Annotated in this window: 19 protein-coding genes; 9 read left to right on the top strand and 10 right to left on the bottom strand. The window is 64.1% G+C overall.

Features of this window, described 5'->3' with window-relative positions; all coding sequences use genetic code 11:
* Positions 1-13 precede the first annotated feature (13 nt).
* Positions 14-463, bottom strand: a complete 450-nt coding sequence (gene dtd / locus ACY65G_RS12505; RefSeq protein WP_464997684.1) for a D-aminoacyl-tRNA deacylase — start codon at positions 461-463, stop codon at positions 14-16.
* A 10-nt stretch (positions 464-473) separates the two neighbouring features.
* Entirely contained in the window at positions 474-1,763 is a 1,290-nt protein-coding gene (tyrS, locus tag ACY65G_RS12500; protein ID WP_464997683.1) for a tyrosine--tRNA ligase, read from the bottom strand.
* Between the two features lie 155 nt (positions 1,764-1,918).
* On the opposite strand from tyrS, the gene ACY65G_RS12495 reads away from it, so the two are divergent.
* Both ACY65G_RS12495 and ACY65G_RS12490 read left to right on the top strand, forming a co-directional pair.
* Positions 1,919-3,304 carry a peptidoglycan DD-metalloendopeptidase family protein gene (locus ACY65G_RS12495; RefSeq protein WP_464997682.1) on the top strand — a complete coding sequence of 462 codons (1,386 nt, stop codon included), beginning with the start codon at positions 1,919-1,921 and terminating at the stop codon, positions 3,302-3,304.
* A 174-nt stretch (positions 3,305-3,478) separates the two neighbouring features.
* Positions 3,479-4,576: an anhydro-N-acetylmuramic acid kinase gene (locus ACY65G_RS12490; protein WP_464997681.1), complete on the top strand. Its 1,098-nt coding sequence runs from the start codon at positions 3,479-3,481 to the stop codon at positions 4,574-4,576.
* 3 nt (positions 4,577-4,579) lie between these two features.
* Here ACY65G_RS12490 and ACY65G_RS12485 read toward each other — a convergent pair whose 3' ends face one another.
* On the bottom strand, positions 4,580-4,795 hold the full coding sequence (locus ACY65G_RS12485; protein ID WP_464998021.1) for a DUF4287 domain-containing protein: 216 nt from the start codon (positions 4,793-4,795) through the stop codon (positions 4,580-4,582).
* Positions 4,796-4,955: 160 nt separating this feature from the next.
* Between ACY65G_RS12485 and ACY65G_RS12480 the strand changes: the two genes are divergently transcribed.
* Positions 4,956-5,369 carry a DUF2061 domain-containing protein gene (locus ACY65G_RS12480; RefSeq protein ID WP_464997680.1) on the top strand — a complete coding sequence of 138 codons (414 nt, stop codon included), beginning with the start codon at positions 4,956-4,958 and terminating at the stop codon, positions 5,367-5,369.
* A 77-nt stretch (positions 5,370-5,446) separates the two neighbouring features.
* Here ACY65G_RS12480 and erpA read toward each other — a convergent pair whose 3' ends face one another.
* From erpA to rplM, 4 genes are all read right to left on the bottom strand, one after another.
* The gene (erpA, locus tag ACY65G_RS12475) at positions 5,447-5,809 is read right to left on the bottom strand and encodes an iron-sulfur cluster insertion protein ErpA (RefSeq protein WP_464997679.1); all 363 of its coding nucleotides are present in this window, start codon (positions 5,807-5,809) and stop codon (positions 5,447-5,449) included.
* Positions 5,810-5,939: 130 nt separating this feature from the next.
* Positions 5,940-6,977 (bottom strand): N-acetyl-gamma-glutamyl-phosphate reductase, encoded by a 1,038-nt coding sequence (argC, locus tag ACY65G_RS12470; RefSeq protein ID WP_464997678.1) that lies wholly within the window; start codon positions 6,975-6,977, stop codon positions 5,940-5,942.
* 177 nt (positions 6,978-7,154) lie between these two features.
* The gene (gene rpsI / locus ACY65G_RS12465; RefSeq protein ID WP_119811272.1) at positions 7,155-7,547 is read right to left on the bottom strand and encodes a 30S ribosomal protein S9; all 393 of its coding nucleotides are present in this window, start codon (positions 7,545-7,547) and stop codon (positions 7,155-7,157) included.
* A 9-nt stretch (positions 7,548-7,556) separates the two neighbouring features.
* Entirely contained in the window at positions 7,557-7,985 is a 429-nt protein-coding gene (rplM, locus tag ACY65G_RS12460; protein ID WP_107140762.1) for a 50S ribosomal protein L13, read from the bottom strand.
* A gap of 265 nt (positions 7,986-8,250) precedes the next feature.
* Here rplM and ACY65G_RS12455 point away from each other — a divergent pair, with 265 nt between their 5' ends.
* The 4 genes from ACY65G_RS12455 (at position 8,251) to ACY65G_RS12440 (ending at position 12,170) form a co-directional block, all read left to right on the top strand.
* Positions 8,251-9,678, top strand: a complete 1,428-nt coding sequence (locus ACY65G_RS12455; RefSeq protein ID WP_464997677.1) for an alpha/beta fold hydrolase — start codon at positions 8,251-8,253, stop codon at positions 9,676-9,678.
* Positions 9,679-9,697: 19 nt separating this feature from the next.
* The gene (locus tag ACY65G_RS12450; RefSeq protein WP_464997676.1) at positions 9,698-10,432 is read left to right on the top strand and encodes an ABC transporter ATP-binding protein; all 735 of its coding nucleotides are present in this window, start codon (positions 9,698-9,700) and stop codon (positions 10,430-10,432) included.
* Entirely contained in the window at positions 10,429-11,625 is a 1,197-nt protein-coding gene (locus ACY65G_RS12445; RefSeq protein WP_464997675.1) for an ABC transporter permease, read from the top strand. The genes ACY65G_RS12450 and ACY65G_RS12445 overlap by 4 nt, the downstream gene beginning before the upstream one ends.
* A 122-nt stretch (positions 11,626-11,747) precedes the next feature.
* A complete protein-coding gene (locus ACY65G_RS12440; protein ID WP_464997674.1) occupies positions 11,748-12,170 on the top strand; it encodes an OsmC family protein in 423 nt (140 codons plus the stop codon).
* A gap of 6 nt (positions 12,171-12,176) precedes the next feature.
* Here the strand turns inward: ACY65G_RS12440 and ypfJ are convergent, their stop codons facing one another.
* The 3 genes from ypfJ to ACY65G_RS12425 form a co-directional block, all read right to left on the bottom strand.
* Positions 12,177-13,049, bottom strand: coding sequence for a KPN_02809 family neutral zinc metallopeptidase (gene ypfJ, locus ACY65G_RS12435; RefSeq protein ID WP_464997673.1), 873 nt, complete (start codon positions 13,047-13,049; stop codon positions 12,177-12,179).
* An 80-nt stretch (positions 13,050-13,129) separates the two neighbouring features.
* Positions 13,130-13,777 carry a 2-polyprenyl-3-methyl-6-methoxy-1,4-benzoquinone monooxygenase gene (gene coq7, locus ACY65G_RS12430; RefSeq protein WP_464997672.1) on the bottom strand — a complete coding sequence of 216 codons (648 nt, stop codon included), beginning with the start codon at positions 13,775-13,777 and terminating at the stop codon, positions 13,130-13,132.
* A gap of 105 nt (positions 13,778-13,882) precedes the next feature.
* Positions 13,883-14,329 carry a hypothetical protein gene (locus ACY65G_RS12425; protein WP_464997671.1) on the bottom strand — a complete coding sequence of 149 codons (447 nt, stop codon included), beginning with the start codon at positions 14,327-14,329 and terminating at the stop codon, positions 13,883-13,885.
* Positions 14,330-14,601: 272 nt separating this feature from the next.
* On the opposite strand from ACY65G_RS12425, the gene ACY65G_RS12420 reads away from it, so the two are divergent.
* Positions 14,602-15,492, top strand: a complete 891-nt coding sequence (locus ACY65G_RS12420) for an ABC transporter ATP-binding protein (protein WP_464997670.1) — start codon at positions 14,602-14,604, stop codon at positions 15,490-15,492.
* A 9-nt stretch (positions 15,493-15,501) separates the two neighbouring features.
* A complete protein-coding gene (locus ACY65G_RS12415; protein ID WP_464997669.1) occupies positions 15,502-19,080 on the top strand; it encodes an ABC transporter permease/M1 family aminopeptidase in 3,579 nt (1,192 codons plus the stop codon).
* Positions 19,081-19,186 lie beyond the last annotated feature (106 nt).

Genomic DNA, 19,186 nt, shown 5'->3' with positions numbered 1-19,186 from the left:
TTTGGGTTCGTTGTTAGTTACTTGGACCTGTCTGGAGCCAAAAGGTTACCGGACCATCGTTCGTCAGCGTCACTTTCATGTCGGCACCGAACTGCCCGGTCGCCACGACGGCATGGCGGGCGCGGGCCTGCTGCACGAAATGGTCGAACAGCCGCTTGCCATCCGCCGGTGCGGCCGCCGGGGAAAATGACGGACGGGTGCCGGAGCGCGTGTCCGCGGCCAGCGTGAACTGGGGTACCAGCAGCAGGCCGCCCGCCACGTCGGTGATGCTGCGGTTCATCTTGCCGGCGTCGTCCGAGAAAACGCGGTAGGACAGCAGCTTGTTCAACAGCGCCTCCGCCTCTTTCTCGGTATCGCCTTTCTCGGCGCAGACCAGTACCATCAGGCCGCCATCGATGGCGCCGACCACGGCACCGTCGACGACGACCTGCGCCGCCGTCACCCTCTGTAACAAGCCAATCATGACAAGCCGATCATGCCGACAGCGTGATGCGCGCGAACTTGCGCTTGCCCACCTGCAGCACGAACGTGCCGGCGTCGGCCTTCAGTGCCTTGTCGCTGATGACGGTGCCGTCGATGCGTACGCCGCCCTGGTCGATCATGCGCATCGCCTCCGACGTCGAGGCGCACAGCCCGGTTTGCTTGAGCAGCTGGGCCACGCCGAGCGGCGCACCGCCCACGGCGATCTCGGCGATGTCATCCGGAATGCCGCCCTTGGAACGGTTGACGAAGTCTGCCAGCGCATCCTCGGCTGCCTGGCGCGAGTGGAAGCGTTCGACGATTTCCTGGGCGATCGCCACTTTCGCATCGCGCGGGTTGGCGCCGCCCTCGATGGCTTTCTTCAGTGCGGCGACATCGTCCAGCGAGCGCCACGACAGCAGTTCGTAGTAGCGCCACATCATCGTGTCCGAGATGCTCATCACTTTGGCGAACATGGTGTTGGCCGGCTCGGTGATGCCGATGTAGTTGTTCTTGGACTTCGACATCTTGTCGACGCCGTCCAGGCCTTCCAGCAGCGGCATCGTCAGGATGCACTGCGGTTCCTGGCCCCAGTCCTTCTGCAACTCGCGGCCGACCAGCAGGTTGAACTTCTGGTCGGTGCCGCCGAGCTCCAGGTCGCTCTTCAGCGCGACGGAATCGTAACCCTGCATCAGCGGGTAAAGGAACTCGTGCACCGAGATCGGTGTCCCATTCTTGAAGCGTTTCGCGAAATCGTCGCGCTCCATCATGCGCGCCACCGTGTAGCGGGAAGCCAGCTGGATCATGCCGCGCGCGCCCAGCTGGTCGCACCATTCGGAGTTGTAGCGGATTTCCGTCCGTGCCGGGTCGAGCACCAGCGAAGCCTGCTTGAAGTAGGTCTGGGCGTTCAGTTCGATCTGTTCGCGCGTCAGCGGCGGGCGTGTCGCGTTACGGCCGGAAGGGTCGCCAATCATCGACGTGAAGTCGCCGATCAGGAAGATCACCTGGTGGCCCAGGTTCTGCAGCTGGCGCATCTTGTTCAGCACCACGGTGTGGCCCAGGTGCAGGTCCGGTGCGGTCGGATCGAGGCCCAGCTTGATGCGCAGCGGCACGCCGCTCTGTTCGGAACGCGCAAGTTTCTGAGCGAATTCATTTTCGATCAGCAGTTCGTCGACACCCCTCTTGGCGATGGCGAGCGCTTCTTGTACTTTGTCACTGAGAGGCAATACGGAAGCGGCGGAAGAGGCGGAAGCAGAAGCGGCGGCGTTGGCGGCAGCAGGTTGCGCCGGAGAATTTGTATCCATGTATCCGAAAATTTTCTCAAAATGTTGGCGTAGCGCAGGAGTTTGTTATAATGCCCGATCCCGTCAATCTTGCCCAACGAAAACTAAATAAATCAACAAGTTAGAACAAAAAAGCAAAAATTCAACAGTTCAAGCGGCAAATTTTAACTGATTGCATGAACCCTATACATAAGTTCACAAGCTCGCGCTTGTACCATCTGCTAGGTTCGACCCGCAAGGCCCGCATCGTCAGCGCGACTGCAGTGGCCCTCACCCTGTGCGCCTTCGGCGCCACGGGTGTTGTGCCGCTTGCCCAGGACGCCGGCGACATGCCGGTGACCACGATCACGCAAGATCTCGCCTCTCCGAACCTCACTTCCCAGATCACCGCACTTGAAGCGCAAGACGGCACGGAAAAATACGTGCGCGAAGAGCGCATCCGTGCCGGCGACACGCTGGCCACGCTGCTCCACCGCCTCGGTGTCGACGACAGCGAAGCGGAGACCTTCATCAAGAAGGACAAGACCGCCAAGGCCATCATGCAGCTGCGCAGCGGCAAGCGTGTCCTGGCGCAAACGGACGACAACGGCCAGCTGCTGTGGCTGCGCGCCAGCGTGGTCGACGGCCAGGACGTTCCGGTCAAGAACATTGCCGTTTCCCGCAAGGGCGATCGCTTCGTGGCGGAAGAATCGCCCGTGAAGCTGGAACGCCGCGTGGAAATGCATGCGCGTGACATCAAGACGACCCTGTTCGCGGCCACCGACTCCGACGCGGACGGTGCGCGCCTGCCGGATTCCATCACGCGACAGATCCTGGAAATGTTCTCGAACAATATCGACTTCCGTTCCGACGTGAAGCGCGGCGACCGTTTCAACGTGGTCTACGAAACGTTCTGGCAGGATGGCGAATTCGTCAAGGCCGGCCGCATCCTGGCCGGCGAGTTCACCACCCGTGGCGTGACGCATCAATCCGTATGGTATGAAGATCCTGTCAGCAAGCAGGGTGGCGGCTATTACAGCCTGGACGGCAAGGCGCTGAAAAAAGGTTTCCTGAAATCGCCGCTGGAGTTTTCCCGTATCTCGTCCGGCTTCTCGATGCGCGTGCACCCGATTTCCGGCAACTGGAAAGCACACAAGGGGATCGATTTCGCGGCGCCGACCGGCACCCCGATCCGTGCGGCAGGCGACGGCGTCGTCGACTTCGCAGGCACCCAGAATGGCTATGGCAACGTGGTCGTGCTGAAGCACTGGAGCAATTACACCACCGCGTATGCACACATGAGCCGCTTTGCTTCGGGCCTGAGGAAAGGCCAGAAAGTGCGTCAGGGCGAACTGATCGGCTATGTGGGCTCGACCGGCTGGTCGACCGGCGCGCACTTGCACTACGAGTTCCGCATCGGTGGCCAGTCCAAGGACCCGACCAAGCTGGCGTCGATCACGCAGGCACCACTGACCACGGCCGAAATGGCACGTTTCAAGGCCGTTTCCAGCGAAATCCAGCACCGTTTCGCACTGCTGCGCCCGCAAGGTTCGGCTTCCACCGATACGCTGGCACAGAAGTAATTCGCGGAAATTGCAGCATCCGCATCAGAAAGACGGCGCCCCGAGAGGCGCCGTTTTTCATTCCTCCCTCACTGTGAAACCAGTGTACGCCCCTGCTCCGGCCCCGACCGTTAGCTGGCTAACACTACCGTCCATCGGGCACAATAGCCACACTCTCAACTTCGCGGGTATGTGATGAGCTTGTTTATTGGACTGATGTCGGGCACCAGCCTCGATGGCGTCGACGGCGTGCTGGTCGATTTCTGGGCGGGCACCGCCCGCACGATGGCAGCGCACCATGTGCCCTACCCGCCTGCGCTGCTGGACGAACTGCGTGCACTGCAGGCGGCCGGCGACAACGAACTGGAACGTGAAGCATTGGCCGGCAACGGCATTGCGGGGGTGTACGCGCAATGCGTGGCGGCGCTGCTGGATCAATCCGGCATGCAGGCGGCGGACGTGCGCGCGATCGGCGCCCATGGCCAGACGATCCGCCACCGCCCCGAGCTCGGTTTTACGTGCCAGAGCATCAACGGCGCGCTGCTGGCCGAACTGGCCGGCATCGATACGATCGTGGACTTCCGTTCGCGCGACGTGGCCGCCGGTGGCCAGGGCGCGCCGCTGGTGCCGGCCGCGCACCACGCGCTGTTCGGCGAAAAGGGCAAGACACGCGTGCTGGCCAATATCGGTGGCATCGGCAACATCAGCGTGCTGCAGGCAAACGGCCACGTGACGGGCTTCGATACCGGCCCCGGCAATGTGCTGATCGATGAATGGACGCGCCTCCACCTCGGCAAGCCCTACGATGCGGACGGTGCCTGGGCGCTCTCCGGCCGCGAATTGCCGCACCTGCTCGCCGTGCTGCTGTCGGAACCTTATTTCGCGCTGCCGCCGCCGAAGAGCACGGGCCGCGACCTGTTCCACCTGGATTGGCTGCGCACTCGCCTGGCCGGCTTTTCCAGTGCCGCGCCGGCCGACGTGGCCGCCACCCTGACGCGGCTGACGGCCGTTACCCTGGCCGACGGCATCCGTGCCCATGCCCCCGACACGGATGCGCTGTATGTCTGCGGCGGCGGCGCCTTCAACGGCACGCTGCTGCGCATGGTGGCGGAAGAACTGGGCGAACGCGTGAAGGTACAGACGACGAGCGCGCTGGGTGCCGATCCATCGCACGTGGAAGCATTGTGCTGGGCCTGGCTGGCCTGGCGCTTCGATGATCGCCTAGCCGGCAACCTGCCATCGGTGACGGGCGCGCGCGGCGAACGCGTGCTGGGCGCCCTGTATCCCCGCTGAGGTCTATTTCGATCGCGCCTGGTGATGGGCCACCAATGCATTGGCGTGCCCATGGCCGAGCCCATGTTCGCTCTTCAGCCAATGCACCAGCTCCATATGCTTCAGGCCGCCGGCGCGCTCGTCCAGCAACGCAAACCAGTGCGTTACCGGGTGGCCGTATTTCTTCTCTATGGAAGGAAAATATAAGGCGGGGCCCTTGACCTGCTCAGTCATGTCGATCTCCGTGTTGATGGCGATACCTGGACGACGTTCGGGCTGCACTATGATCGACAACAAGGCCATTGAAAAAATTAATCAGCTTGGTATGCACAATTAATTTTCAAATTTAAACGAGAATCGTTATCATCTGTCTCAACAGTTATCCAACGTAGAGGCAGCCATGATCATCGCAGCGAAAAAAACCAGCCAGGTCGCCACCCACATGGCCATCGCGTTCACCCTGATGTACGTGATGACGGGTTCACTGGCGTTCGGCGGCCTCGCGGCGATCCTCGAACCCATCATCAACGTGGCGCTGCTGCCGCTGCATGAAAAATTCTGGCGGCGCGTGCGCGCCCGCTCGACGGCCAACGCTACCGCCCTGCTGGCCGCCGAAAAACTGAGCCAGACGCTGTTCCACATGGTCGTGGCGTTCGGCGTGATGTTCTGGGCTACCGGATCCATGGCATTCGGCGGCGTGGCTGCCGTACTGGAGCCGATCCTGAACGTGATTGCACTGCCCTACCACGACCGGCTGTGGCTGCGCCTGGAAGAGCGCCTGGCGGCCAATGCACGGCCCGCGGCCGCGGCCTGATTCGCACCCACCGTTGTAAACATAAAAACGGCGGCCCAGCTTTCGCTGGCCGCCGTTTCGGCTAACGCTGAAAAAGCTCAGACCGAGAACGAGGAACCGCAGCCGCAGGTGGACTGGGCATTCGGGTTCTTGATCACGAACTGGGCACCTTCCAGGTCGTCCTTGTAGTCGATCTCGGCGCCGATGAGGTACTGGTAGCTCATCGAGTCGATCAGCAGCTGCACGCCGTTCTTGACCATCGTGGTGTCGTCTTCGTTGACGATTTCGTCGAACGTGAAACCGTACTGGAAACCGGAGCAACCGCCACCCTGCACGAATACGCGCAGTTTCAGGTCGGGATTGCCTTCTTCTTCGATCAGCTGGGCCACTTTCTCGGCGGCGCTGTCGGAAAAGACGATCGGTACCGGGATCACGTCTTGCGCTTCGGCTACTGCATTCATTGGAAACTCCTACTAAAAATCGTTGCGACCATTATAGACCTTTGCGCGACGCCCTGCTCCGGCCCGCCCCATTTCCCTGAGGATATGAGACGTAGATGTGGCGATGCGGCAGCACTTCAATGGCGAAAGGTCAAGGCAGCAATGCAATCGTGTTCAGGCCCAGGCTTTCCTCGAGGCCGAACATCAGGTTCATGCACTGCACGGCCTGGCCGGACGCGCCCTTGACCAGGTTGTCCTGCACCACCAGCACGATCACGGTATTGCCATTGTCCGGGCGATGCACCGCCAGGCGCAGCACGTTCGAGCCTTTCGTGGTGCGGGTTTCCGGGTGCGAACCGAACGGCATGACGTCGATGAACTGCTCGCCGGCATAGGCATCCTCGAACAGCTTTTGCAGTTCCTCGTTGCTGATGTCCTTGGTCAGCTTGCCGTACAGCGTGGAATGCATGCCGCGGATCATCGGCACCAGGTGCGGCGTGAATACCAGCGACACTTTTTCGCCGGTCAGACGCTGCAGCTGGGCCGTGGTTTCCGGCGTGTGACGGTGGCCGGCCACGCCATAGGCCTTGAAGTTGTCGCTCGATTCGGAGAACAGGATACCGATCTCGGCCTTGCGGCCGGCGCCGGACACACCGGATTTGCAGTCGGCGATCAGGTTGCCCGCATCGATCACGCCGGCCTTCAGCAGCGGCGCGAAGCCGATCTGCATCGTGTTCGGATAGCATCCCGGGTTGGCGATCAGGTTCGCCCCCTTGATCTCTTCACGGTTCAGCTCGACCAGGCCATATACGGCCTGTTCCAGCAGTTCCGGCGCGGTATGGTCGATCTTGTAGGTCTTCTCGAACACGGCGCGGTCCTTGATGCGGAAGTCCGCCGCCAGGTCGATCACCTTGACGCCCTTGGCCAGCAGTTCCGGCGCCTGCGCCATCGCCACGCCGTGCGGGGTGGCAAAGAACACGACGTCGCACTGCGTGAGGTCCACCTTGTCCGGCGCCGAAAACGCCAGGTTCACGCGGCCGCGCAGCGACGGGTACATGTCGGCCACCGGCAGGCCATCTTCCTTGCGCGACGTGATTGCCGTCAGCTGCACTTCGGGATGGACTGCCAACAATCGCAGCAGTTCCACGCCGGTGTAGCCGGTGCCGCCGACGATGCCAACTTTGATCATGTTCTTGTTCCTTGCAAAAAAAGTGAGTGAGCGGGGATTTTAACAGTGGATGGTGACAGATGTTTTACTGATAGCACCAGGAGGCCGAAAAGCAAAAAAGCCGCTGGAAAACCAGCGGCTTCTTGTCGCAGCCCGTGCCAGCCCGGCGAACCGGGCTGCACAGGAACAGGAAACGTATTAACGCTTCGAGAACTGCTTTGCGCGACGTGCTTTACGCAGGCCGACTTTCTTACGCTCGACTTCACGGGCGTCACGGGTAACGAAGCCGGCACGTGCCAGGTCGCCCTTCAGGGCTGCATCGTAGTCGATCAGTGCGCGGGTGATACCGTGGCGCACTGCGCCTGCCTGGCCGGACTCGCCGCCGCCATGCACGTTCACCTTGATGTCGAAACGCTCGACGTTGCCGGTCAGTTCCAGCGGCTGACGGATCACCATCAGGCCGGTTTCGCGGGAGAAGTACTCGGAAGCAGGCTTGCCGTTCACGATGATCTGGCCGGTGCCGACCTTGATGAACACACGAGCCACTGCACTCTTGCGACGGCCGGTGCCGTAGTTGTAGTTACCGATCATGTCAGTTCCTTAGAATTCGAGTGCTTTGGGTTGCTGGGCAGCGTGCGGGTGCGAACCTTCGGCGTACACTTTCAGCTTCTTGATCATTGCGTAGCCCAGCGGGCCCTTCGGCAGCATGCCTTTGACGGCCTTTTCCAGGGCGCGGCCCGGGAAACGCTGTTGCATTTTCAGGAAGTTCGTTTCGTAGATACCGCCCGGGTAGCCGGAGTGACGGTAGTACGTCTTCTCGGTGGCCTTGGTGCCGGTCACGCGCAGCTTGCCTGCGTTGATGACGACGATGAAATCACCGGTGTCGACGTGAGGGGTAAATTCTGGCTTGTGCTTGCCGCGCAGTCGGCGTGCCACTTCGCTGGCAACACGGCCGAGGACTTTGTCCGTCGCGTCAATCACGAACCAGTCGCGCTGGACTTCATGGCCCTTAGCGGAAAAAGTTTTCATGTTTGACTTCCTAATGAAGATAAAAAATAAACGCTCAAATCGGCGGTTCCGCACAGCGACGACGTATCAGGATCGATACAAGGCCAACAGCGGACGCATCCTTCTTATGACTTTTCCTGAGCGAACGGAAAGCCGGCGATTATAGCGCCCATCCCGCAGCCGGGTCAAGCAACGGAAGGGCAATCGATCGACCGTTGCCAACTGTTGCTTAATATGCAAAGCCCGCGCTAGTATTGCCCATCGATATTGCCGAGAGGGCCATGCAGTGCGATTCACCCTTGCTCTACCCCTGCTGTTCGCCGCCCAGTTGGCCTTGGCCACGCCCGCACCAGCACCGCAGGCGGGCCGCACCTGCCACCTTCCGGGCGCCGAGGAAGCGCTGCGCTGCGTCACCGTGCGGGTGCCGCTCGATTACGGCAAGCCGGGCAAGACGATCGCGATCCACGTCACCATCGCCCCGTCCTTCCGTGAAGCGGCCCGCCCCGACCCGCTGTTCGTGCTGGCGGGCGGCCCCGGCCAGGCCGGCAGCGATATCCTGCCGGTCGTGCAGGCCGCCATGCGCCGCGTGCGGGCCACCCGCGACATCGTGCTGGTCGACCAGCGCGGCACCGGCCTGTCGGGCAAGCTCGACTGCAAGTCGCCGCCCGAAATCGACACCATGACGGAAGAACAGGTCGATGCGGACGCCAGGCGCTGCATCGAGTCTCTCGGCGTTTCCTTCAGCAGCTACACGACGGACGCCGCCGCGCGCGACATCGAACGCGTGCGGCTGGCGCTGGGCTACGGCCAGGTCAATCTGTGGGGCGGCTCGTACGGTACGCGCCTCGCGCAGCATTACGCGCGCCTGTACCCGGCCAGCGTGCGCGCCATGGTGCTGGACGGCGTGGCCGCGCCGGACCAGGTGATCCCCGCCGGCGGCCGCGATGCGCAAGCCGCGCTCGAGACCACGTTCCGCCGCTGCGAAAAGGCGCCGGCCTGTGCACGCGCCTTCCCCGCATTGCGTACCGAATTCGCCGAACTGGCCGCGGGCCTGGCCAAGGCGCCCGTCCGGATCGAGATGGCCGACCCGCGCACGGCAGCGCTGCGCCCCGTGACCATCAGCCTGCGCCGCTTCGTCGCCACCGTGCACCGCGTGCTGTATTCGCAGGCCGATGCGCACACGCTGCCCTTCCTGATCCACAGCGCGCATGGCGGCCGCTGGGAACCGTTCATCGCCCAGAGCAATCGGAACAGCGACTTTTCGGCTGATGGCGCGATGGCCGGCCCGCTGTACCTCGCCGTCGTGTGCGCCGAGGATTTCCCGCGCCTGACGCCGCAACTGGTGGCCGAGGACACGCGCGGCTCGTTCCTCGGCATGCCGCTGGTGACGCAGCTGGCCGCGCTGTGCCCCGCCGTCAACGTCAGGCCCGTCGCCCATGCCGCGCCGGCCCGGATCGCCGCGCCGGCACTGCTGCTGTCCGGTACGCAGGATCCGGTCACGCCGCCACACCGCGCCGAGGCTGCCGCGAAGCTGATGAACACCGCACAGCACCTGGTGGTGAAGAACGGCGGCCATATCGTGTCCATGCTGGGCTGCGTGCCGCGGCTGATGCGCGAGTTCCTGGATGCGCCGGGCCAGCCCGTGGCCGCGCAATGCCTGGACGAGATACCCGCCCCCGCGTTCCAGCTGGACAGCGCCGGCCCGCAACCCTGAACGAAGCCATGAGCGAGCAATGATAGAAGTCCATGATGTAGCAAAACACTTCGGCAAGGTGCAGGCGCTGGCCGGCGCCACCTTCACCGCGCGCGACGGCCAGGTCACGGCGCTGCTCGGCCCCAACGGCGCCGGCAAGACCACGCTGCTGCGCCTGCTCGTCGGCCTGATGGGGCGCGACCGCGGCGCGATCAGCATCGACGGCATCGATCCCGGTACCGACCCGCTGGCGGCCCGGCGCAGCATCGGCTTCCTGACCGACCAGTTCGGGCTGTACGACAGGCTGTCCACCCGCGAATACCTGCGCTACTTCGGCGAATTGAACGGCATGGACCGCCGCGCGATCGAACGACGGATCGACGAGGTGACGGCGCTGCTGTCGCTGGAAGACATCCTGGAGCGCCGCTCGAAAGGCTTTTCGCAGGGCCAGCGGATCAAGGTGGCCCTGGCGCGCACGCTGCTGCACCGCCCGCGCAACCTGCTGCTCGACGAACCGAGCCGGGGGCTCGACGTGATGAGCACCCGGGCATTGCGCCGCGCACTCGCCGCGCTGCGGGAGGACGGCTGCTGCGTGATCATGGCCACCCACGTGATGCAGGAAGTGACCAATTCCTGCGACGACGTGATCGTGATCGCCCGGGGCGCCACGGTGGCGCAGGGCACGCCGCAGTCGCTGTGCGAGCGCACCGGCATCGACAACCTGGAAGATGCCTTCGTGAAGCTGGTCGGCACCGATGAAGGGATTTCCGCATGAGGCCCCGCAGCAGACCTCTCTTCCTGGTCGTCTTCCTGAAGGAACTGCGCGAAACACTGCGCGACCGGCGCGCGCTCTCGCTGTTGCTGCTGTTCGTGCTGATGTATCCGGTGATGGTGGGCGGCATCCTGTCCCAGCAGATCAGCCGCGCCACCGCGACGGAGAAGGAAGGCATCGAACTGACCGTGATCGGTGCACGGCAGGCACCAACGCTGATGGCGCAGCTGAAGCAGAGGAACGTCAACGTGACGGAAGCGGAGCCGATGCCGGAAGAGCGCATCACCGCCCTGCTGCGCGCGCAAAAGACGGCGGCGGTGCTGCGCCTGACGGACAGCTATGGCAGCGATTACCGCGACATGCGCCCGGCGCGGCTGGAGCTGTGGTACGACTCGGCCACGGACGCGGGCCGCAAGGTGCGCGATATCGAGGACGTGCTGCGCGCCTACGGCAACACGATCGCCGGCGCGCGGCTGCTGGCGCACGGCGTCTCGCCGGCCACGCTGGCCCCGATCCAGGTGCAACGCTACGACACTGGCACCAGCGCCTCGCGTTCGGCTTCCGTGATCGGCACGATGCTGGGCATGTTCTTCATTCCGGCGTTCTTCTTTGCCCTCAGCCCCGCCGTGGACAGCACCGCCGGAGAGCGCGAACGCCGTTCGATGGAAGTACTGCTGGCGCAGCCGGCGCGCACGATCGACCTGGTGGCCGGCAAATGGTTCGCCGCATCGGCCGTGGCGCTGGCCGGACTGGTGGTGGAACTGTGCGTGGCCCACGGCGTGCTGAAATGGTTGCCGCTGGAGGAAATCGGCATGTCGTGGCGGCTGACCTGGAGCGACCTGGCGCTGGTCTGCCTGGTATCGGTATCGCTGCCGCTGTTTGCCGCCGGGCTGGAGATCGCGCTGGCGATCAATGCGAAAACGTTCAAGGAAGCGCAGACCACGGCCAGCTTCGCCATCATGGTCCCCATGGTGCCGGTGATCGTGGTGCCCATGCTGGACCTGACGACGCAGCTGTGGATGTACCTGGTGCCGCTGCTGTCGCACCAGACGCTGTTGCGCGAGCTGGCCAAGGGCCAGGCCGTGGGCTGGCTGCCGTTCCTGCTGACGTTCGGCAGCAGCCTGCTGGCGGCGCTGCTGTGCATTGCCTTCACCACCTGGCGGATGAAGAGCGAGCGCTACATGATGGGCGTGTGACTGGGCGTTGGACCGGGCGTGCGAGCGGGCGTGTGCAGGCGGGAATGACGCGGCGCCGGCAGCCGCGGCCGGGCTGCTTTACAATCGCACGTCAATATCGTCACAGTCATTCGGAGATCGCAATGGAAGTCAAAGTCAGCTGGAACGGCCCGTCGGGCATGAGTTTTCGCGCCCAGACGGGGTCGGGCCACATGGTCGTAATGGATGGCGCGCCGGAAGGCGGCGGCCACAACCTGGCGCCGCGGCCGATGGAAATGGTCTTGCTGGGCACGGGCGGCTGCACGGCCTACGACGTGGTGCTGATCCTGAAACGGGGCCGCGCCGACGTGCGCGGCTGCGACGTGACGTTGCAGGCCGAGCGCGCCGATACCGATCCGAAGGTCTTCACCAAGATTAATTTCCACTTCGTCGTCACCGGCAAGGACCTGAAGCGGGAAGCCGTCGAACGCGCCGTCAACCTGTCGCACGACAAGTACTGCTCGGCCAGCATCATGCTGGCCAAGACCGCCGAGATCACGCACACGTTCGAGATCGTCGAAGCGTAAGCCGGCTTACAGCTGCCGCGCCTTGAACGTATCGCACTGCGCCACGTCGCCCGACTCCAGGCCGGTGCGGAACCAGCGCGTGCGCTGCGCCGAGGAGCCGTGCGTGAACGAATCCGGCACCACGTAGCCCTGCGCCTGGCGCTGCAGCGCATCGTCGCCGATCGCGGTGGCCGCCGACAGCGCCGCCTCCACGTCGCCCTGCTCCAGGATCTGGCGCGAGCGGTTCGCATGGAACGCCCACACGCCGGCAAAGCAGTCGGCCTGCAGCTCCAGCCGCACGGACAGCGCGTTGCCTTCCGTTTCGCTGGCGCTTTGCTGCGCCTGGTGGACCTGGTCGGACACGCCCAGCAGGTGCTGCACATGGTGCCCCACTTCATGGGCGATCACGTAAGCTTGCGCGAATTCGCCGGACACGTGGAAGCGCTCCTTCATGAGGCGGTAGAACGCGAGGTCGATGTATACCTTGCGGTCGGCCGGGCAGTAGAACGGCCCGGTTGACGACTGGCCGGTACCGCAGCCGGTGGACGTGCGGCCCGTGAACAGCACCAGCTTGGGCGGCTGGTACTGCGCCCCCTGGGCGCTGAACAGCGCACTCCATGTATCCTCGGTGTCGGCCAGCACCGTCTTCATGAAGCGGGTTTCCGTATCGTTGGCCGTTGCCTGCGGCCCGGCAGCCTGCTGCGGCGTGCCGCCGTCCATCCCGCCCATCCCCAGCAGGGTGAGCGGATTGATGCCGAATACAAAGGAGAGGATGAGCGCGATGACGACGCCGCCGATCGACAGCGAGCCGCCGCCGAAACCGAAGCCACCGCCACCCCCGCCGCCGCCGCCGCGGCGGTCCTCCACGTTATCGCTCTCCCGGTTGCCTTCCCATTTCATGATATTTCCTTGTGATCATTTTGATCACTATACGACGGCACGCGAGCGACATAGCGCATGTTAGCCTGCGGCAACAAATATCAGATGTGGTACGTGGTCCCCGTCATCAGCTTCGACATGGCCGTCATCGCCATCCGCACGGGCAGCGGCGTTTGCGCGGCGCCCATTTCCTGCGCGGCCTTGCCGTGGGCGATCTCGTCGAGGCGCATCTGTTCGACGATCGCGCGCGACTTGCCATCGCTGGCCGGCAGGCTTTCCAGGTGGCTTTCCAGGTGCTTCTCGACCTGGCGCTCGGTTTCGACCACGAAGCCGAGGCTGTGCGGGTCGCCCATCTTCGCGGCGACGGTGCCCAGCGCATAGGCACCCGCGTAGAACAGCGGCGCCAGCACGCTGGTCTGCGAATTGAGTTCCTTCAGGCGCTGCGCCGTCCAGGCCAGGTGATCTTCTTCCTCGCGGCTCGCTTCCTCGAATTTCTCGCGCAGCGTATCGCTCTTGGCGAAGCGGGCCTGCGAGTTGTACAGCGCCTGCGCCATCACTTCGCCCACGTGGTCGACGCGGATCAGGCCGGCGCTGTGCTTGCGTTCCTCGTCCGTCAGCGTGGCGTCGTCCACATGCGCGGCCGGCGTGGGGCGCGATGCGGACGATACGCCGGCCAGCACGCGCAAGGCCTTGTCGGTGCTGCAGATGAAACGGTCGAGCGGGGTATGGAAGTGGAATTTGGAGCTCATGGCGGTCGATCCATCTTGTTCGGACAACCACGATTATAAGGGCCTGCCCGTGGGACGCGCCGCACGGTGGGCCGGACAAATCGTCCCAGCGGCACCGGGCCGGCGTTATTCGCCTTCCCGCAAAATCCGCTGGCGCTCGATCCAGTCGGCCACGGGGCCGCGCACGTCGAGTCCGGAAAAGTCCTTGGCCACGCCCAGGTTCAGGCCCAGCAGGAAAGGGATCGATTCGACCGGCACGTGCGGCAGGTACTCGCCGAACGCACGCAGGAACCGCACTGAATCGAGCGTTTCGACCACGCCCTCCCCGCTCATCCATTGCAGGATGCTGGTGATGCTGTGGCCGGGGCCGATCGAGCGGTAGATGAAGCGGTTGAATGCCTTGTCGAGCTTCTTGAAGTCCAGCGTTTCCTTTGTCATCAGGGTGGCCAGGTAGCACAGGCCGAGGGCCAGGCGGAAGAAATCCGTGGATTCGCGGGCCGACAGGCCACAGCGCGTAACCGTCAGGATCTTTTCCTGCAGCGCGCTGTCGAGTTTGCTGTTCTCATGGCTCATGGCGCCACTATATAGCAATGCTGGACCTTTTTCCGCCTTGTCACCAACGGTTGCGCTTGCTACCCTTGGCCATTTTTCGACTCGACAGTCATGATTACACCAAGGATCGACAGTAAAGGCCTCCGCCGATCCCGTGTTTGCGCACCCTGGCGCCCGGAATGCGCGGAATATCGCAAGGCAGCAACCCTTATGTCGACGATTCAATACAATGCCATCAAGAGGAACGGATGGCAGCGACGCCCCATGCCGCGCCACATTCACCAGGAGTAAGCATGGAACTACGCATCCGCAGCCTGTCGAAGACCTATGCCAACGGCGTGGTCGCGCTGGACAACGTCACGCTCGCCATCCCCACCGGCATGTTCGGCCTGCTGGGTCCGAACGGCGCCGGCAAATCGACGCTGATGCGCATCCTCGCCACGCTGCAGGAATGCGATACCGGCTCCGTGTTCCTGGGCGATCTCGACGTGCTCGATGAAAAGGATGAAGTGCGCCGCCTGCTCGGCTACCTGCCGCAGGATTTCGGCCTGTACCCGAAAGTGACCGCCTACGAATTGCTGGATCACTTCGCCGTGCTGAAGGGCTTGTCGCACCGCGCGCGCCGGCGCGAAGTAGTCGATGGCCTGCTGCAGCAAACCAACCTGTTCGACTTACGCAACCAGAAGCTGGGGACCTTCAGCGGCGGCATGCGCCAGCGCTTCGGCATCGCGCAGGCGCTGCTCGGCGATCCACGGCTGATCATCGTCGACGAGCCCACCGCCGGCCTCGATCCACAGGAGCGGGTGCGCTTCCACAACCTGCTGTCCGATATCGGCGACGACCGCACCGTGATCCTCTCCACGCACATCGTGAGCGACGTGGCGGACCTGTGCTCGAACATGGCGATCATCAACAAGGGCCGGCTGCTGCTTACCGGCGCCACGCAGCAGCTGATCGACGACATCAGCTGCAAGATCTGGGCGCGCTTCATCGACAAGCGCGAGCTGGCCTATTTCCAGCAGCGCCATACGATCATTTCCACGCGGCTGCTGTCGGGCCGCACGCTGATCCATGCCTACAGCGACGACGACCCGGGCGACGGCTTCGAGGAAGCCATCGGCGACCTGGAAGACGTGTACTTTGCCACGATCGCCGGCCGCCACGTGGCCGACGCGTGCGACTGAAGGGGCGCCATGCTGGAGATCGCGCTATTCGAAGCGAAGCAGCGGCTGCGGCTGCTGTCGACGTGGGTGTACTTCCTGATGTTCCTGGCGCTGGCGATGCTGTGGATGGCTGCCGCCGGCGGGGTGTTCAAGGAGGCGGTCGTCACGTTCGGCGGCAAGGTGCTGATCAACGCGCCGCGCTCGATCATGCTGACCACCAGCGCGCTGGGCTGCCTCGGGGTGATCGTGGTGGCCGCCGTGATGGGCCGCGCGGTGCAGCAGGATTTCGAATACGACATGCACCACTTCTTCTTTTCGGCGCCGATCCGGAAGTTGGAGTACATGTTCGGCCGCTTCCTCGGCGCCTGGCTCGTGCTGGTGGTGATCTTTTCCAGCATCCTGCTCGGCAACCTGCTCGGTACGTGGCTGCCCGGCGTGGACCCGGAGCGCATCGGCCCCTTCGTGCCGCAGGCCTACCTGCTGCCCTTTGCGCTGATCGTGCTGCCGAACCTGTTCATCTTCGGCGCCATCTTCTACGTGATGGCGGCGCTGACGCGACGCATGCTGCCGGTATACATCGGCAGTGTCGTCATGCTGGTCGGCTACATCGTGGCACCGGGCCTGGCACGGGACCTCGACTACAAGACGCTGGCCGCGCTGATCGATCCCTTCGGCACCGCCGCGCTGATCCGCCTCACCGAATACTGGCCGATCGCCGAGCGCAATACGCGGCTCGTGCTGCCCGAAGGCGTGTACCTGCTGAACCGCGCGATCTGGTGTTCGTTCGCGCTGGTGGCGCTGCTGCTCGGCTACTGGCGCTTTCATTTCACCAGCACCGTCGACAGCCACGGCACGGCGCGCGGCGAAGGCGACGTGCCGCTGCGGATCACCGCCACCGCGACCCGCACCGCCGAGACACCCGACTTCAAGGCGCGCAGCCTGGTGCTGCTGCTGTTCCAGTTCAGCTGGATGAACCTGCGCGAAACGGTCAGGAACGTGTATTTCTTCGTGCTGGTGCTGGCCGGCGTGCTGCTGATGTTCGCCAGCGCACTGGAACTGGGTTCGATGTGGGGTACCACCACCTATCCGGTTACCTACATGGTGATCGAGACGATGTCGCAGGCATTCGCGCTGGTCATGGTGGTCGTGACCACCTTCTATGCGGGCGAGATGGTATGGAGGGAGCGGGAGCACCGGATGGCGCTGATGCTCGATGCGCTGCCGGTACCCGGCTGGCTGCCCCTGGCCTCCAAGCTCACTGCGCTGGTGGCGCTGCAGGCGTTGCTGCTGTTGCTGGTGATGGCGTGCGGCATGGCGATCCAGGTATTCCGGGGCTACTTCCATCTGGAGCCGATGCAGTACCTGCATAGCCTGTATGCGGTGCAGCTGCCGTTCTATGCGCTGCTCGCCGTGCTGGCGATCGCCATGCAGGTGCTGATCGGCCACAAGTACGTGGCCTATTTCGTGATGATCCTGTACTACGCGGCCACGATCGCGATGCCCACGATGGGCTACGATCACCCGATGGTGCTGTATGCATCGACCCCGATGATGCGCTATTCGGACATGAACGGGTTTGGCCATTACCTGGCGCGCGAACACTGGTATCAGCTGTACTGGGCCGGCGCCGCGCTGATGCTGGCGGTGGCCACGCGCGTGTTCTGGCCGCGCGGCGCCAACGACGAATGGCGCACCCGCCTGCGGCTGGCGCGCCGCGCGCTGACGTTGCCGGTGCTGGCCGGCTTCGGTGCCGGCCTGGCACTGATGGCGGGCACCGGCACGATCATCTACTACAACCTGAACGTGGCCAACGACTTCCAGTCCGCATTCCGGCGCGATGCCGACCGCGCCGATTACGAGCGCAAGTACAAGGCAATGGCGGACGCGGCCCAGCCGCGCATCACGGACGTGAAGGTGCGCGTGGAAATCATGCCGGGGGAGCGCCGGCTGGTGGTCAAGGGACGCTACCTGCTGGCCAACCGCGGCGGCACGCCGCTCGCCACGATCTACGTCAGCACCGATCCGCAGGCGGAACTGACAGCGCTGCGCTTCGGCACCGCCAGCCGTGTCACGCTGGCCGACCGCGAGCTGGGCTTCTACCGCTATGTGCTGGCACAGCCGCTGGCGCCGGGCGCCACGCTGCCGCTGGAATTCGACATCGCCTGGGCACCGGGCGGCTTCCTCGGCCTCGGCAAGGATACGCCGGTGGTGGCCAACGGCACCTTCTTCAACAACACGATCCTGCCGCACATCGGCTACCAGCGCGACCGCGAACTGGCCGATCCGCGCGACCGCAAGCGCCACGACCTGCCGGCACAGGAACGGGCGCTGCCGCGCGACGACCCGAAGGGCCTGGCCGACAACATGCTAGGCAGCGATGCCGACTGGGTCACGTTCGATGCCGTGATCGGCACGGATGCCGACCAGACCGCGATCGCGCCGGGCACGCTGGAAAAGGAATGGACGAAGGATGGCCGCCGCTGGTTCCACTACCGGATGGACAAGCCGATCCTGAACTTCTATTCGTTCCAGTCGGCGCGCTATGTGGTCAAGCACGACTGGTGGCAGGACGTGGGCATCGAGATCTATTACCACCCGGGCCATGAATACAACCTGGACCGGATGACGAAGGGTGCCAAGGATGCCCTCGACTACTACACGCGCAACTTCGGCCCCTACCAGCACAAGATCGTGCGCATCGTGGAATTCCCCCGCTACCGCTCCTATGCGCAGTCGTATCCGAACACGATCCCGTTTTCGGAAGGCATGGGCTTCATCGCCGAGGTGGACGACCGCGATCCGAAGGATATCGATTACCCTTACTACGTGACCGCGCACGAGCTGGCGCACCAGTGGTGGGGCCACCAGTTGGTGGGCGGCAATACGCGCGGCGCCACCGTGCTGTCCGAAACGCTGTCCGAATACTCGGCGCTGATGGTCATGCAGCGCACCTTCGGCCCCGACCGCATGCGCCGCTTCCTGCGCTACGACCTCGACATGTACCTGCATGGCCGCGCGATGGAGAACAAGAAGGAACTGCCGCTGGCGGACAACGAGGACCAGGACTACATCCATTACCGCAAGGGCAGCCTGGCGATGTACCAGCTGCAGGACATCGTCGGCGAAGACCGGGTCAACGGGGTGCTGCGCGGCCTGCTGAAGCAATATGCCTACCGGGGCGATCCATACCCCAGCGTGACGGCGCTGGTGGACGGCCTGCGCGCCGTGGTGCCGCCCGCCCAGGCCTACCTGATCGACGACCTGTTCAATGCGATCGTCCTGTATGACAACCGTGCGCTGGCGGCCACGGCGCAGCGCCGCAAGGATGGCCGCTACGAAGTGCGCCTGACGGTGCATGCGGCCAAGCTGCGTGCCGACGGGCTCGGCGTGGAGAAGGATGCACCGCTGGCCGACCTGATCGACATCGGCATCGACGACAGGGAGGGCAAGCCGCTGCTGCGCGAACGCCGCCTGGTCGACCGCCGCGAGAGCACGGTCACGCTGGTGGTGAATGGCCGTCCGGCCCGCGCCGGCATCGATCCGGACAACAAGCTGATCGACCGCAAGCCGGGCGACAACATGATTGCCGTCGAGATGACTCCGCCATGACGGCACCGGCCGCGACGGCAGCGCCGGCGCTTGTACCGATGTTTTATAGTTAAGCCGCGAACAGACCCGGGCCCGCGCCGGCGCTATGCTGGCAGCTGACTTTCAC

Source organism: Pseudoduganella sp. jia 12 (assembly GCF_055502675.1).
Note: the sequence above shows the minus strand (reverse complement) of the source record. Positions and strands in the feature narration are given on the sequence as shown.

Coding starts and splice junctions, on each gene's coding strand:
- dtd (WP_464997684.1), bottom strand. CDS start 463: ATGATTGGCTTGTTACAGAGGGTGACGGCGGCGCAGGTCGTCGTCGAC.
- tyrS (WP_464997683.1), bottom strand. CDS start 1,763: ATGGATACAAATTCTCCGGCGCAACCTGCTGCCGCCAACGCCGCCGCT.
- ACY65G_RS12495 (WP_464997682.1), top strand. CDS start 1,919: ATGAACCCTATACATAAGTTCACAAGCTCGCGCTTGTACCATCTGCTA.
- ACY65G_RS12490 (WP_464997681.1), top strand. CDS start 3,479: ATGAGCTTGTTTATTGGACTGATGTCGGGCACCAGCCTCGATGGCGTC.
- ACY65G_RS12480 (WP_464997680.1), top strand. CDS start 4,956: ATGATCATCGCAGCGAAAAAAACCAGCCAGGTCGCCACCCACATGGCC.
- erpA (WP_464997679.1), bottom strand. CDS start 5,809: ATGAATGCAGTAGCCGAAGCGCAAGACGTGATCCCGGTACCGATCGTC.
- argC (WP_464997678.1), bottom strand. CDS start 6,977: ATGATCAAAGTTGGCATCGTCGGCGGCACCGGCTACACCGGCGTGGAA.
- rpsI (WP_119811272.1), bottom strand. CDS start 7,547: ATGATCGGTAACTACAACTACGGCACCGGCCGTCGCAAGAGTGCAGTG.
- rplM (WP_107140762.1), bottom strand. CDS start 7,985: ATGAAAACTTTTTCCGCTAAGGGCCATGAAGTCCAGCGCGACTGGTTC.
- ACY65G_RS12450 (WP_464997676.1), top strand. CDS start 9,698: ATGATAGAAGTCCATGATGTAGCAAAACACTTCGGCAAGGTGCAGGCG.
- ACY65G_RS12445 (WP_464997675.1), top strand. CDS start 10,429: ATGAGGCCCCGCAGCAGACCTCTCTTCCTGGTCGTCTTCCTGAAGGAA.
- ACY65G_RS12440 (WP_464997674.1), top strand. CDS start 11,748: ATGGAAGTCAAAGTCAGCTGGAACGGCCCGTCGGGCATGAGTTTTCGC.
- ypfJ (WP_464997673.1), bottom strand. CDS start 13,049: ATGAAATGGGAAGGCAACCGGGAGAGCGATAACGTGGAGGACCGCCGC.
- coq7 (WP_464997672.1), bottom strand. CDS start 13,777: ATGAGCTCCAAATTCCACTTCCATACCCCGCTCGACCGTTTCATCTGC.
- ACY65G_RS12425 (WP_464997671.1), bottom strand. CDS start 14,329: ATGAGCCATGAGAACAGCAAACTCGACAGCGCGCTGCAGGAAAAGATC.
- ACY65G_RS12420 (WP_464997670.1), top strand. CDS start 14,602: ATGGAACTACGCATCCGCAGCCTGTCGAAGACCTATGCCAACGGCGTG.
- ACY65G_RS12415 (WP_464997669.1), top strand. CDS start 15,502: ATGCTGGAGATCGCGCTATTCGAAGCGAAGCAGCGGCTGCGGCTGCTG.